The 14,398-nt window shown below is 61.7% G+C and carries 11 protein-coding genes; 5 read left to right on the top strand and 6 right to left on the bottom strand.

The window, feature by feature from the left end:
* Window positions 1-182: 182 nt before the first annotated feature.
* Window positions 183-1,238 (bottom strand): ParB/RepB/Spo0J family partition protein, encoded by a 1,056-nt coding sequence (locus R2855_02530; GenBank protein MEZ4529883.1) that lies wholly within the window; start codon window positions 1,236-1,238, stop codon window positions 183-185.
* On the bottom strand, window positions 1,231-2,049 hold the full coding sequence (locus tag R2855_02525; protein ID MEZ4529882.1) for a ParA family protein: 819 nt from the start codon (window positions 2,047-2,049) through the stop codon (window positions 1,231-1,233). Before R2855_02525 ends, R2855_02530 begins: the two co-directional genes overlap by 8 nt.
* Before the next feature lie 292 nt (window positions 2,050-2,341).
* Here R2855_02525 and R2855_02520 point away from each other — a divergent pair, with 292 nt between their 5' ends.
* Window positions 2,342-2,923 carry a hypothetical protein gene (locus R2855_02520; GenBank protein MEZ4529881.1) on the top strand — a complete coding sequence of 194 codons (582 nt, stop codon included), beginning with the start codon at window positions 2,342-2,344 and terminating at the stop codon, window positions 2,921-2,923.
* Window positions 2,924-3,047: 124 nt separating this feature from the next.
* On the opposite strand, the gene R2855_02515 is transcribed toward R2855_02520, so the two are convergent.
* Entirely contained in the window at window positions 3,048-3,263 is a 216-nt protein-coding gene (locus R2855_02515) for a hypothetical protein (protein ID MEZ4529880.1), read from the bottom strand.
* Window positions 3,264-3,544: 281 nt separating this feature from the next.
* On the opposite strand from R2855_02515, the gene R2855_02510 reads away from it, so the two are divergent.
* The 4 genes from R2855_02510 to R2855_02495 all read left to right on the top strand — a co-directional run bounded on the left by R2855_02510 (window position 3,545) and on the right by R2855_02495 (window position 10,040).
* On the top strand, window positions 3,545-4,651 hold the full coding sequence (locus R2855_02510) for a class I SAM-dependent methyltransferase (GenBank protein ID MEZ4529879.1): 1,107 nt from the start codon (window positions 3,545-3,547) through the stop codon (window positions 4,649-4,651).
* A 233-nt stretch (window positions 4,652-4,884) separates the two neighbouring features.
* Window positions 4,885-7,482: a LuxR C-terminal-related transcriptional regulator gene (locus R2855_02505; protein ID MEZ4529878.1), complete on the top strand. Its 2,598-nt coding sequence runs from the start codon at window positions 4,885-4,887 to the stop codon at window positions 7,480-7,482.
* 374 nt (window positions 7,483-7,856) lie between these two features.
* The gene (locus R2855_02500; protein ID MEZ4529877.1) at window positions 7,857-9,251 is read left to right on the top strand and encodes a selenium-binding protein SBP56-related protein; all 1,395 of its coding nucleotides are present in this window, start codon (window positions 7,857-7,859) and stop codon (window positions 9,249-9,251) included.
* Window positions 9,252-9,329: 78 nt separating this feature from the next.
* A complete protein-coding gene (locus tag R2855_02495) occupies window positions 9,330-10,040 on the top strand; it encodes a hypothetical protein (protein ID MEZ4529876.1) in 711 nt (236 codons plus the stop codon).
* 65 nt (window positions 10,041-10,105) lie between these two features.
* Here the strand turns inward: R2855_02495 and R2855_02490 are convergent, their stop codons facing one another.
* From R2855_02490 to R2855_02480, 3 genes are all read right to left on the bottom strand, one after another.
* Window positions 10,106-12,346, bottom strand: a complete 2,241-nt coding sequence (locus R2855_02490) for an MMPL family transporter (GenBank protein ID MEZ4529875.1) — start codon at window positions 12,344-12,346, stop codon at window positions 10,106-10,108.
* A gap of 115 nt (window positions 12,347-12,461) precedes the next feature.
* Window positions 12,462-14,123, bottom strand: coding sequence for an MFS transporter (locus R2855_02485; protein MEZ4529874.1), 1,662 nt, complete (start codon window positions 14,121-14,123; stop codon window positions 12,462-12,464).
* A gap of 92 nt (window positions 14,124-14,215) precedes the next feature.
* A partial coding sequence (locus R2855_02480) for a hypothetical protein (GenBank protein MEZ4529873.1) occupies window positions 14,216-14,398 on the bottom strand: 183 nt, incomplete at its 5' end.

Genomic DNA, 14,398 nt, shown 5'->3' with positions numbered 1-14,398 from the left:
CGGTCGGCGTTCCTTCCTCGAAGATGAATCCGGGTTGCCCAGTTTCAAAGAGCACCGAGGCAACTGGCACAGATCCCAAAGGCAGCGCTGATGCGCGGCTGCATTTGCGGCTGATTCTGGTCGACTGACACAGCGAACAAGTGCATGGCGATATGCGATGCCGGATTCAGTCGCCCCTCGCGCTAGTGCCCGGTCATGGACCGGAGCGCGGCGTCCAGCTCGAGGAGACGGGTATGCGCTGGGCGTCCAGGATGGAGCTCTGCGGCTGGCATCCGTGCCAGCGAACGGGCCAACGCTGCTACCTGCATTTCGAACCGGTCGTGCTCGTACGGGGTGGCCCATGCGGCGTCCGCCAGTTCGGCGAGCTGCTTGCGATCGCTGGCCGTGCCGGTGGCCGCAGCGGAGACAGCCTTCAAGAGCGCTGACGTGGGAACCTCGGGAGGAGGGGATGGCTGCTTGCCGCGTAGTTCGGCCAGCAAAAGCACCGGCGGCAACGCTCCGGGTTGCGCGCTGGCTTTCTTCAGCGCGCGGGCCAGTTTCATGGCGACATCGGCAGGAAGATCGTCGGCGACGATCGAGTCGCGCAAGGCGATCTGCGCATCCGGCGAGAGTCCCTGCAACGCACGGCTCTGCTTTTCGCTGAGGCGTCCCGCCCGAATGTCTTCCTGGATGGAGTCGGGAAGTTTCTCCGTGCCGAGCAATTGAAACAAGCGGCTACGGCGGATTCCGACTGCAGCCGCGACCTGTTCCCACGCGGCATCGTCCATCTGCAACTTGAGCGCGCGAAGCGCGGCAGCGCGGTCGATAGCGTTGAGGTCTTCGCGAACGACGTTTTCCATCAGTTGCTGAATCAGTCGGTGCTCGTCGGCCACGTCCCGCACGATGGCGGGAATGGTTTTCTGGCCGGCATCGCGCGATGCGCGCCATCGCCGCTCACCGTGCACGATGATGTAGATGTCCTGCTCGGTGTCATAGCGCACCACGATCGGCTGCAACACACCTTCCAGCGTGATGCTGGCGGCGAGCTCCTCCAGGCGGATCGGATCGAAGGTGCGGCGCGGCTGCACCGGATCGGGCATGATGCGATCGAGCCGAATTTCCTTGGCGGTCGGCAGATCGGTGACGCCCACTGCTTGCGCGCGGTTGTCCTCGAAGAGCGAATCGACCGTGAAGCGGCGCTTGCCTTTGGCGGACTTGGCGGTCGCTTTGGCCGACTGGCCGGCGGTGCTGCTAGACATGCAGCTCCTCCGCGGTCAGCATGATCGTTGCTGGTACGGGTTCATCGATGCCGTCCTCGTCGATCCAGGCCGCGACGGAACGGTAGGCCGCTGCCACTGGAGAGCGTGGCATATAAGCCAGGACGCTGGTGCGTTCCGCGGCCGATTCCGCGCTGCGCACCGACAGGGGAATCTGCGGAAGCAACGGCAGATCGGGAAACTGCTCCTCGAGGCTGATCAGCATATCGGTCGCCAGCCGGGAATTGGAATGCACCTTGGTCGGCAGGAAACCGAGGATTTCCAGATTCGGATTGAGGCGGCGAATCTTGGCCAGCGTTTCGAAGAGCCGCTTCAGCACCATCAATGAAAGAGGATGCGGTTCGATGGGAATGATGAGCGCGTCAGCCGCGACCAGGATATTGATCGAAATGATGTTCAACGCCGGGGGTGAATCGATCAGCACGTAGTCCCATGCGGAGAGATCGAGCGTTTCCAGCCGGTGCGCCAGTACGCGCTCGCGTTCCAGTTCGTTCAGGAGCTCCAGTTCGGCGGCCGCGAGATCGGGATGGGCCGGCAACAGCTCGACCGAACCGATCGTGGTGCCGGTGATGACCGACTGCACATCGACCGACTCATCCAGCAGCACGTCATAGACCGAGCCGTCCATCGAAGCGATGTCGGCCCCGACGGCCATCGTCAGACTCGCTTGCGGATCGAGATCGACCATGAGCACACGTCGACCTCGTTCCGCCAACGCGGCGGCGACATTGAGGGTGCTGGTGGTCTTGGCGGTGCCACCTTTTTGATTGAAGAAGGCGATGAGGCGAGTCATCGAGAACAGCTCCACTCGTGCATGCGGGAAGGTCCGAGTGTACGTACGGATGCCCTTTGCACTGTAGCATGGTGGGTTGACATGGACAAGCAGGCACACCGGTTTGTGCGGCTTCTCCCGGTGGCAGGGCGTCAGAAACGAAGCAGGAATGTCGGTTCTGGCTTGGGCGCATCACGAATTGATCGAGACTGATTCACACGGACTTCACGATTGCTGCCTACGGTGAGCATGGTCATTGGTACCAGCCGATGCGTTCGGTTAGCTCCCGATTCGACGAAGAAAGGGGATTGTCATGGTAGAGATCACTCGTCAGAAACTCGATCGCAGGACCCTCCTGGCTGGAAGTGTGGCTGCGGCGGCATTGATTCGGTTTGGGCCAGATGCGGTGATGGCTCAGGACCCTCGAAGCGATAGCGACCAGGAGAGAATCGCTCGCCGGGCGCGTTTCGAGGAACTCGGCTATCTCTGGAGAGCAACGTCTCCCTCGATTCACCTGGGCGATACCTTCACGGCCGTCATCACGAACCGAGGGCAGAGCGAGGTAACCATTTGGCCCTCGATCATCATCATGGATCACGCCAAACATCACAACGAATCGGTTGTCGATGAAGAAGTGACATTGCCAGCCGGTGGCGAGCAGATCTTCACGGGCGTCAACGACTATGGTGTCGCCAATCACTTTTCGACCCGGATGCTGGCGTCGACCGGTGACCCCGCGACACTTGGAATCGATATCTCGATCGTCGATTCCACTGGTGTGCAAACCACCCAGTTCAACGAGCGGGCCTTCATGGTCCAGTCCTGGGAGGATGTCGCGGAGATGCAGGCCGAGCTGGAGTCTGACATGAGCGATGACGGAGCGCATCACCACTAGCCGTGGCAAGGAATCCTGAGCCGGCAATCGCCCGCCGGCTCAGGGCCATGCACACACGTCCGCATCGGAACCTGCTTGCTCCGCGGACGTGGAAGAGCTGCGCGGAGCGCCGACTCGATCGACGTTACGCCGAAAGCGGCTGAACCTGGTCCCCTTCCTCCGGATGCTGCCCGAGGCGATAACGGCGCAGCACGCAGCCAGTTTGCTCGTCGACCATGCGCATCTCGCCCTGCATGCCTGTGGCTTCCAACTGCCGGATGAATTGCCAAAAGGCAAATGGCTCCCGGCTCAGTGGGAGCACAGCGTCCTGCAGCTCGACTTCGGTGAGGATCGTGGCCATTCGCATTCTCCCGTCCATTTTGTTCGGAGCCGACGTATCACTGCGATAAGCATTCCCGCCGGCGACCCTTCGATGGTTATCTCGACATTAAGTCGGCGCCGATCAGGGAGATGTAGTGCATTTGTATGACGAGGCTATTGAGAAGGCCGACCTGAATTAAGCAGATTTGCCGATGTTGCCGGCGCCTGGTTGCCCGCACCATAGGGAAGGTCGTTGGAGCGACCGTTTCTTAATGGAATCGCGCTATGCGATTAAGCGTCACGTAAGGGGTAAACAGAACGATGGTTGCAGTATTCGAACCGGTGGTTTCCGATACGGAGCGAGCGGAGGCGCTGGCGGGACGATTGTTCGAATCGCTGGTCGCCTTCCAGGATTTGGGTTCAGTCTATCTGGGCGACCGGCTTGGGATGTATCGATCGCTTGCGGAACTTGGTCCGGCCACCTCGGTCGAGCTGGCCGCGCGCACCGGTTTGGCCGAGCGTTATGTGCGTGAGTGGCTCGAGCATCAGGCGGTGACGGGCATTCTCGAGGTCGAGCGCGCAAGCGATGACTTCGCAGGACGGTCGTTTCGGCTACCGGACGCGTTCGTTCCGGTGTTGGTCGACGAAGTCAGTCCGTACTACATGGCGGCCGCAGGAAAGGCAATGGTTGGCGCCGGACGTCCGATCGAATTGGTGGTCGAGGCGTTCAAGAGCGGTGGCGGTGTGCCGTACGAGCTCTATGGCGAGACGTTTCTCGAAGGGCAAGCGGCGTTCAACCGGCCGGCCTTCACTGAACTACTCGGTTCGGAATGGATTCCTGCGATGCCGGACGTCTATGCGACGTTGCGTGCCAAACCCGATGCGCGTATTGCCGATATTGGCATGGGATTCGCCTGGTCGAGCATCGCGTTGGCCAAAGCGTTTCCGAATGCGATCGTCGATGGAATCGACAGCGACGTCGCGTCGGTCGAACGAGCGAATGCGAACATCGCGGCCGAGGGGATGAGCGATCGGGTGCGCGCCATCGCGCGCGATGCGGGCGATCCCACGCTCGAAGGCAAGTACGATCTCGCCTGCGCCTTCGAATGCGTGCATGACATGTCCGACCCTGTCGGCGTTCTGCGCTCGATGCGGCGCATGGTCTCGCCGAACGGCACGGTGTTGGTCATGGACGAAAAAGTGCAGGACGAATTCGTCGCTCCTGGCGACGATGTCGAGCGCTTCATGTATGGCTGGAGCGTGCTGCACTGTCTGCCGGTTGGCATGGCGGACGAAGGTTCGGTGGGAACCGGGACGGTGATGCGCAGCTCGACGATGCGGCAATATGCCGAAGCGGCCGGATTCACGCGCTTCCAGATTCTGCCGGTGGAGACAGATTTCTTCCGCTTCTACCGCCTGGACGGGTAGCGAATACACGTAGTGATTCTGAATGTGCGTCTGTGCTGGCAACCAGCGCAGACGCGCATTTCATTTCAAAGGGCTCACGCAACAGGCAGTTTGGTCTCGATTCCGTGACTGCGATGGTTGCCACGCTGGGGTAGGATGGTGCTATCGAACGACGTTCAGAGCCATGCTCAGGTTCCGGAATTGAATGTCGTGAGCCTCACGGGTTCCGATCCGAGGCGACATCGCAGACATCGATGCAACTCCTAGAGCGAACCCCCTACCTTGACGATCTGAACGCGTTGCTCTCCCAGGCGAGCCACGGACATGGACGCATGCTCCTTCTGGGCGGCGAAGCGGGTGTTGGCAAGACGAGCCTCGTGCAGGCATTCGTCAGTCGCTCCGCCTCTGAACGCGTGCTCGTTGGCGCCTGCGAGCCGCTGACTGCCCCGCGCCCGCATGGCCTCCTTGCCGACATGGATGAGTTGATGCAGGGACAGATCAGCGCATTGCTCGACCAGTCTGCATCGCCAGTCGAAATCGCTCGCACGGTCCTGACTACGCTCGCGTGCGGCCCCACCACCATCATGGTGATCGAGGACGCGCACTGGATCGACGACGCGGCCGTCGACGGGATTCGCTATCTGGGTCGCCGGATTGGATCGGCTCCCATCCTCATGATCATCACCTTCCGCGACGATGAGATTGGCATGGGGCACCCGATGCGCCGGCTGCTTGGGGATCTCGCCACCGCTTCAGCCGTTAGCCGGATGCACTTGCCGCCACTCTCGTTGGCCGGCGTCACGCAACTCTCCGAGGGATCGGGAATCGATCCGAACGAGCTCTTTCGGCTGACCAATGGCAATCCGTTCTTTGTTTCTGAGATTCTCGAAAGCAAGGTCGAAGGATTGCCAGCCACAGTGCGGGATGTCGTTCTGGCCCGGGCAGATCGGCTGTCACCGGCTGCCAGGCAACTCCTCGATGCCGTTGCGGTCATCGGCTCACCAGCGGAGTCGTGGCTGGCGTCACAGGTAAGTCAGGCGCAACCAGAATCGACCGAGGAATGCATCGCCCAGGGATTGTTGCGTACGCAGGGGGATGCGCTTGCATTTCGCCACGAGCTTGCGCGCGTTGCCGTATTGGCAGAGATCTCCCCTCCGCGGCAGATCGAACTGCACCGGCGCGTCCTTGCCGCGTTGCGAGCCGCGGGATCGACTGACCTGGTACGCCTGACCCATCATGCGGCATGCGGATTCGATCGTGATGCGGTGCTGGACTATGGGCCTGCGGCGGCTCGCCGGGCAGCGGCGCTTCGGTCACATCGCGAGGCAGCGGCTCAGTATCAGCGTGTGATGGAGTTCGCCGGGTCATTGGAACCTGCGGCGCGGGCTGAGCTGCTCCTGGCGTGGTCGTTCGAAATCTATGTGCTGGATGAAAGTGAACGGGCGATTGCGAAATGCGAGGAAGCGATCGAAATCTGGCGTGCTGAGAATGATCAACTGCGGATGGGAGACGCGCTACGTTGGTTATCCAGGCTCCATTGGTACGCTGGGAACAATCTGGAATCCGAAAACACCCTGGCGGAAGCGGTGCGCATCCTCGAAGCGTTGCCCCCGTCGCCAGAACTCGCGATGGCATATAGCGCGCAGTCCCAGCTCAGCATGCTCGCGTGGGATGCGCCGGAAGCCATCGCCCGGGGGCAACAGGCGATCGCGCTGGCTGAGCAAATGGACGAGCAGGAAACGCTGGCACATGCGCTTGCCAACGTCGGCGCCTCCTACTTCCTCACCGACGACGTGCCGCGAGGAGTAGCGCTTGTCAAACGCAGCCTGGACATTGCCAAGAGCAGGAATCTCGAAGAGCATGCCGCCCGAGCCTACACCCTGCTTTCGACCGGCCGCTGTGAGATGTACGACTTCGCAGACTCCGATCCCTGGCTGGACGAAGGGATTGTCTACTGTTCAGATCGGGATATCGACACCTACACGAACTACCTCAACGCATGGCGTGGTGTCTCGTACCTCTATCAGGGACAGTGGTCCGCGGCGGTGGAACAGGAAAACGCCGTTCTCCGGCAGCGCAGGCTGGCGCCCATAAGCAAGATCGTGGCGCTGGCAGTTCTTGGCCGAGTACACGCGAGGACCGGCGATCCTGCAGCGTCACTTCTCCTCGATGAAGCACTGGAACTGGCCGAGCGAACGGGAGAGTTGCAACGGCTCTGCCCGGTTCGCACAGCTCGAGCCGAATCCGCTTGGCTCGACGGCGACCTGGAGCGCACACGGGCTGAAGCCGCTTCGATCTACGATCTGGCTCTCGAAAGCGGGCATCGTTGGTATATCGGCCAGCTTGCCTATTGGCTCTGGCGAGCGGGTGCGCTGGAGGAAGCACCGACGAATGCGTTCGAGCCATTTGCGCTGCAGATCGCAGGGAATTGGCGGGCCGCCGCCGCCAGGTGGCGAGAACTTGGGTGTCCACACGAGGCTGCCTGGGCACTGGTCGACAGCGAATCCGAACCCGAGCTGCGCTACGCGTATGCGGAGTTCGTGCGGCTCGGCGCAACGCGCGCCGCGGCCGTCACCACCCAACGGTTGCGCGCAATTGGCGCCGAGCGACTCCCGCGGGGGCCGCGCCCGACCACGCAAGCCAACCCCTTCCAGTTGACGAGTCGCGAGATGGAGGTGCTGGCCATGCTCGTGCAGGGCCGGCGCACCAATGACATCGCGGATGCGCTCTATCTCTCGCCGCGCACTGTCGGCCACCACATCACCGCCATCCTGGCAAAGCTCGACGTCCGCTCACGAGACGAAGCTGCCCGGAAGGCCGTGGAAGTCGGCATCGCTCCCCAATCTAGGTAGCTCACCTCCCCAAACTAGGCACACATTGCCATAGCTACCGAGCAGTCGCTGCATGACGATGTTGGCGGCCGATTCGCGATCGCCGGTTTGTTCATAAGTGCTCTGTCGATCGCTGGATTGCACCGGGATAGGCCTAGTCTGCTGGTTCTCCAGGAGATCCGATGCACGCCAGTGAACTAAGAAAGGACAGCGTTTCAATGTTCACCGGAGAAAAAAGGGACCAATCTTCCGCGTTGCCCGACGTCACCCGCCGAACCGTTCTCGGTGGAATTGCTGGCAGCGGTTTGTTGACCGCGCTCTCACTGCGGCTTGGCGGCGGGAATCCTGCTGCCGCGTCCGAGCCGGTTTCATCATCCATTACAAGGAGTCAATCGATGACCGTATGGCGCCCTGACCCCACGTTCTATCCATCGGCCAGGTTGGCAATGACTGCCCCGCCGGAGGAGTTCGCGTATGTTGTGCGGGTCAATCCCAATGGGGACGAACGCCCCGACGCGATCGTTGTGATCGACACCAATCCAACTTCCTCGACCTACGGTCAGCAGATTGGCGAGGTCGAGATGTCCTATGCCGGGGATGAGCTGCACCATTTCAACTGGAATGCTTGCAGCTCGATGCTCTGTCCCAATGCGGCGCATCCCCATGTCGAGCGGCGCTACCTCATCGTTCCAGCGCTGAAGTCGTCCCGCATCTACATCATCGACACGAAGCCAGACCCAACGCGTCCGCGCATCGTCAAGACCATCGAAGCGGACGAGCTGGCCGAGCGGTCGGGCTATTCTCGCGGTCACACCGTCCATTGTGGGACCGATGGCATCTATGTGAGCGCGCTCGGCGCGCCCGATGGCGATGGCCCCGGTGGCGTGGTCGTCCTCGATCACGACTCGTTCGACGTGTTGGGCCCATGGGAGCTCGATCGCGGTGACCAGTATCTGCACTACGACTTCTGGTGGCATCTCGGCTATGACACCATGGTCACCAGTGAATGGGGCACTCCGAACATGGTCGAAACCGGCGTGCAGCCCGATCTGTTGCTGGATGGTCAGTATGGTCACCAGCTGCACTTCTGGAACCTGCGCGACCGAAAACTCACGCAGACAATCGATCTGGGCAAGGAAAACCAGATCGTATTGGAGTTGCGTCCAGCACACAATCCGACCAAGGCGTACGGGTTCGTCAATGTCGTTCTCAGCCTGAAGGATCTGTCGTCGTCGATCTTCATGTGGAAGCGCAACGACGACGGGACCTGGGACGCCAAGAAGGTCATCGAGATCATGGCTGAGCCGGCCGAGGAGGATCAGCTTCCGCCGGCGCTGCAACCGTTCAAGGCGGTCCCACCTCTGGTGACCGACATTGCGTTGAGCCTCGACGATCGCTTCCTCTACGTGCCGTGTTGGGGTACCGGCGAGCTACGCCAGTACGATGTCTCCAACCCGGAAGAGCCGAAGTTGACCGGCTCGATCCAGATCGGAGGCATCGTGCGCCGAGCTGGGCATCCGGCCGCGGATGGACCGCTCAATGGCGCTCCGCAGATGATCGAGCTGAGCCGCGACGGTCGCCGCGTCTACTTCACGAACTCGCTCTACCTCCCGTGGGACGCCCAGTTCTATCCGGATGGCGTCAAGGGATGGATGGCGATGGCGAACGTCGATGCCGATGGCGGAATGACGCTCGATCCCGACTTCTTCGTCGATTTCGGCGACCAGCGTCCGCATCAGGTTCGGCTCCAGGGCGGTGACGCCTCGACCGATTCCTACTGCTTCGCCTGATCGACCGGCGCCGGGCCAGACGCGATGCAATTCGCCTGGCCCGGCACCGTCTTCAGGTGGGTACGGAGGAGATTCCAGATGGATCACATCTCTCTGCTCTTGCCCTGGGTTACGTTGGCCCTGCTTGGCGCGTTTCACGGGCTCAACCCGGCCATGGGCTGGCTCTTTGCCGTCTCGATCGGTTTTCAGGAGCGGCGTACGGGCGCGGTAGTGAAAGCGCTGGGACCGATCGCGGTAGGGCATCTGCTGGCGATTGCGGCCATTGCGATACCGGTCGGGCTCTTGCAGGTCGTTCTTCCGGAGCGGATCGTGATGGCGGCTGGAGGGCTCATCCTGCTCGCATATGCTGCCTACAAAGTGCTGACCCGCTTTCGGCATCCGCGTTGGGTGGGGATGCGCGTGACATCGCTCGAACTGGTTTCCTGGTCGGCACTTATGGCGGCGGCGCATGGCGCCGGATTGATGCTGATTCCCGCGCTGGCGGGACTTTCAGATGACGGGCCGTCAGCGGCGATGGCGAGCCCGATGCCCGAGGGACATGCGCACCATATGCCCATGGTGGCCGAAAGCGATTCCAGCTTGCGCGCGCTTGGCGAGGCGTTGGCTGCGGTTTCATTGCACACGCTGGCGATGTTGCTGGTGATGGGGCTCATGGCCATCGCCGTCTATCGCTGGATCGGAGTAGGCATCCTGCGGCGCGCCTGGTTCAATCTCGATCTGGTCTGGGTCGGATCGATGGCGGTGGCCGGAACGGTCACGCTTGCGGTGGCACTCTGGCCGTCGCTTTGAGGGGAGCGAGACAACACCCCGGATCGAATAGATCTGGGGTGTTGCCGTGCGGCTGAATGAGGAGATCAGTCAGCGGAACCCGGAAGAGGATCGAACTCGTGTGGAGCGGGTTCGGTCTTCCCTTCGATGTTGACATGCGGAGTAATGCGGTCGAGCCATGAGGGGAACCACCAGTTGCGATCGCCCAGCAGTTCCATGGTGGACGGAACCAGCACCAGCCGGACGACGGTGGCGTCGATCAGGATGGCGACCGCCAGGCCGAAGCCCATCTGCTTGACGACGGGGACCGGGTTCATCACGAACGCCAGGAAGACGCAGATCATGATGGCGGCTGCAGCGGTAATCACCCGGGCGGTAACGGAGAGCCCGTCGGCGACGGCATCGCTGGTGTTGCGGCCATGCGCCCAGAACTCCCGGATGCGGCTCAGCAGGAAGACCTCATAGTCCATCGACAACCCAAAGAGGATGGCGAAGAGGAAGATCGGCAGGAAGACCGCGATGGGTTGGGATTCTTCGATGCCGAAAAGCTGGTGACCCCACCCGAGCTGAAAGACCGCCACGATCACGCCAAAGGCAGCCGCGATCGAGAGGATGTTCATGATGGCGGCCTTCAATGCGATCACCGGTGAGCGGAAGACGATGGTGAGCAAGATGAAGCTCAATCCGATGATGACGACAAAGACCCAGGGGGTGCGCTCGACCATCTTTTCCGAGAAGTCGAGGAATGATGCGGTTCCGCCACCGACATAAGCGGTCGTGCCGCTACCGTCGACGGCAGCCGGCAACGTGGTATCACGTAATTCGTGGACGAGATCGAGCACTTCGTCGCTGTTCGCGTTTCCGGTCGGAATCACGGTGATGACCGTGGTGTCGCCCGCTTCGTTCGTGAACGGCTGCGCGACCTGGACGACCCCCGGAACTTGCGCGACGGCGCTCGTAACCGAATCGATCGTCTCCTGCTGCACCCCGTCCTTATCGTCCAGCACCAGCAGCAGCGGATTGTTGAAACCTTCGCCGAAGCCTTCGGTCAACAGATCGTAGGCCTGCCGGGTGTGGAAGTCGGACGGATTGGCGCTGGCATCGGGGAACCCAAGATCCATCTTGAGCACTGGCAAGGCCAGCAGGATCAAGAAGCCGGCCGAGAGGATGGCATAGAGCCAGGGCTTGGCCTGAATGCGCCGGCTGATCTTGCGGCCAAATGGCTCCCCGGGCGCTCGGTTCTTGCTGCCCGGGCGACGGACCGACCACTTGTCGATACGGGTTCCGACCAGCGTGAGCAACGCGGGCAAGACGGTGAAGGCCACGAGCACGGCTGTTGCAACCACAATCGCAGCGGCGACGCCCAGCGCGGCGACGAACTTGATGCCGACGGCCGAGAGACCGAGCATCGAGATGACGACGACTGAGCCGGCGAAGATGACCGCGCGGCCCGCGGTATCGAGCGCGCGTCCGGTAGCCTCCCGCGGGGTGAGCCCATCATGGATACCTTCGCGGAAACGGGTCACGACGAAGAGCGCGTAGTCGATACCAACGCCGATACCGATCATCGAGGCGAACTGGGGCGCGAAAGTTGCGATGTCGAGCCAGCGGGTGGCGATGAAGATGCCCATGAAGCCGATGGTCAGACCGATCAGCGCGGTGGCGATCGGCAGGCCCATGGCGACCACGGAACCAAAGGCGATCAACAGGATGATGGCGGCTGCGATGATGCCGACCAATTCGGCCGTGTTTCCGAATTCTTGCTCCGTGACCGAAGTCGCGTCGCCACCGGCGACCACGCGCAGTTGATCGTTGTTGGCGGCGTCGGTGAGCTCGACCAGCTTTTCGGCTTCGGGAATCGACAGCTCATCGAACTGCACGTCGTAATTGACCGTTGCGTAGGCGATGTTGCCGTTCTGGCTGATCTGATACTCAGCTTCATAGGGTGACACAGTCGAGGCGACGTGCGGGAGTTGTTCGATCTCGGCGAGCAGGGTCTCGATTTGCTCCTGCACCGCTGGATCCTGGAAGCTCCCGCCTTCGTCGACCTGGAAGACCACCTGGGCGGTGATGCCCGACGCTCCCGGAAACCGCTCGGCGAGCAGGTCGTAGGCGCGTTGCGATTCCGCGCCCGGCAGGCTGAACGAATCGACGAAATGGCCACGCACGCTGGATGCCACTGCGATGAGAATGGCCATCAACACGAAGAAGACCAGCAACACCCGTTTTGGATGAGCGGTGACCGTATCGATCCAGCGACGCAACAGCCCCGGTTTGCCGTTGTTGGACGGTGTTTTTCGGTTCGATTGATCGTATGTCGTTGCCACGTGTTCCTCCTGCCCACACACTGCTCGCTTGCTGCCCGAGCGGGTATCGGGCGTTCCCCCGAATGGGAAGCCGGGACGGACAGAGGCACGCGTCCGTCCCGGCAACTGTTCCTAACTAGTCGGCTGCGCCGGGGGCAAATTCGACATCCCCCGGGCGCGGTTCGCGATCGCCATCCGGCTCCAGCGCACGCTCCACCACCGCATCCTCGATGAGGAAGTAGGAGACGACGGCGGCGATGATAATGCCAGCGGTCGAAAAGATGATGGCGCGGTCCATGCCCACCATGAATGCTTCCGCGCTGACATGCTCCAGGGTTTGGACTACCTGAGCAGGGATTGCGGACAACTGCGGATAGTCGCCACTGTCGATCAACTGACCCAGCACCCGGCCGGCGTTGTTCATCCCCGCGCCAACCAGATCGATGACCGGCGCGATTGCCTCGCCGCCGGAGGCGCGCAGCGCCTGAACGTCCGAGTTCCCATTGAACTCGCTCTTGTAGGCGCGGTTGGCCAGTGTACCCAGCAGGGCAACGCCGAACGCGGTGCCGATCTCGCGCAGAGAGCCATTGACTGCCGAGGCGATACCGCTCTTCTCGGAACTCACACTGTTCAGGACAGCAGTGGTCATGGGCGCCCAGATGAAACTCATGCCGAAGCCCATCACCAGGAAGGCCGGCAGGATGCGCCAGTAGGAAACCCCGACGCCCGACATGAGGAAGAGCCCCGTGCCGATGCCGGTCACGATCATGCCGAAGGAGATGAGGCGGCGCGGTCCGAGCTTGTTGACCATCGAGCCAGAGAGCGGAGAGAAGACCATCATGACCGCCACCATCGGCACCAGTGCGAGACCGGTGCGGATGGGCGAGAAGCCGTGGATGTTCTGCTGATAGAGCGTCATGAAGAACGAGACGCCGGTGATCAGGAACGCGATCATGAACGAGTCGATATTGGCCCCGACGAAGGTGCGCGAGCGGAAGAAGCTCATCGGGATCATCGGGCGCTCGGCGCGCATCTCCACCCAGACGAAGACCGGCAGAATGATGGCCGCGGCCAGGAAGGCGATGAGGATCCAGGTGTCGGTCCATCCGCGCTCTCCTGCCTGAATGAGGCCCCATGTGAGCGCAGCGATCCCGGCGGTGATGAGGATGGTGCCCGGAACATCGGTCGCCACCGTGCCCGACTCGTCGCGCGATTCACGCACCACTGCCTGGGTCACCAACAGGGCAATGATGCCGATTGGCACATTGATCAGGAAGATCCAGCCCCAGTGGAAATACTCCACGATGGCGCCGCCGATGACGGGACCGAGAGCGATGGACGAGACGGAAACCGCGCTCCAGATGCCGATGGCGCGGCCGCGCTCTTCCGGCGGGAACGCGTTGGAGATCAGCGAAAGCGACAGCGGCATGATCAACGCCGCGCCCAATCCCTGCAGGGCGCGCATGGTGATGAGCATGTTCATGCTGTTGGAGAACGCCGCGATTGCCGAAACAACGGTGAAGATCACCAATCCGATCATGAACCAGCGTTTCCGGCCGAACTTGTCGCCCAGACCGCCTGCAGTGATCTGCAACGAGGCGAAGACCAGCGTATAGGCCGAAATGACCCACTGGAGCTGAGTGGCGCGGGCATCGAGGTCACGCGAGATAGTTGGCAGGGCAATGTTGACGACGAGGTTATCGAGCATCGCCATGAAGAGCGCGAAGCAGGCGGCGATCAACGTATACCACTTGACGTTGCTGTCATTGACGCGATTCGACAATCCAATACTTGCCATTCCAAGTCTTACCTTTCACTTATCGCGAAGCGCAGAACCGGGAACATCCGGCCGCCAAGCGCCGTTCTTAGGACGGTTATTCGGTCGATTCGTTAGATACGTTCGCCGGTTCGACAATGTCCGGCGGGTTGGTTGGCCACGTTGCCTTGCGCGGTGAACTGTTCTACTGACTCGAGCATCGATTCGAGCGTGACACTGCGGAGATAGTCCACAAGCGCCTGCTTGGCGTTGTCCAGGGCGCCAGCCAGCGCCTGCGGGAGATTGGGCGCAAACCG

The organism is Thermomicrobiales bacterium (genome assembly GCA_041390825.1).
Taxonomy (GTDB): domain Bacteria; phylum Chloroflexota; class Chloroflexia; order Thermomicrobiales; family UBA6265; genus JAMLHN01.
This window is presented reverse-complemented; position numbering and strand designations above follow the sequence as displayed.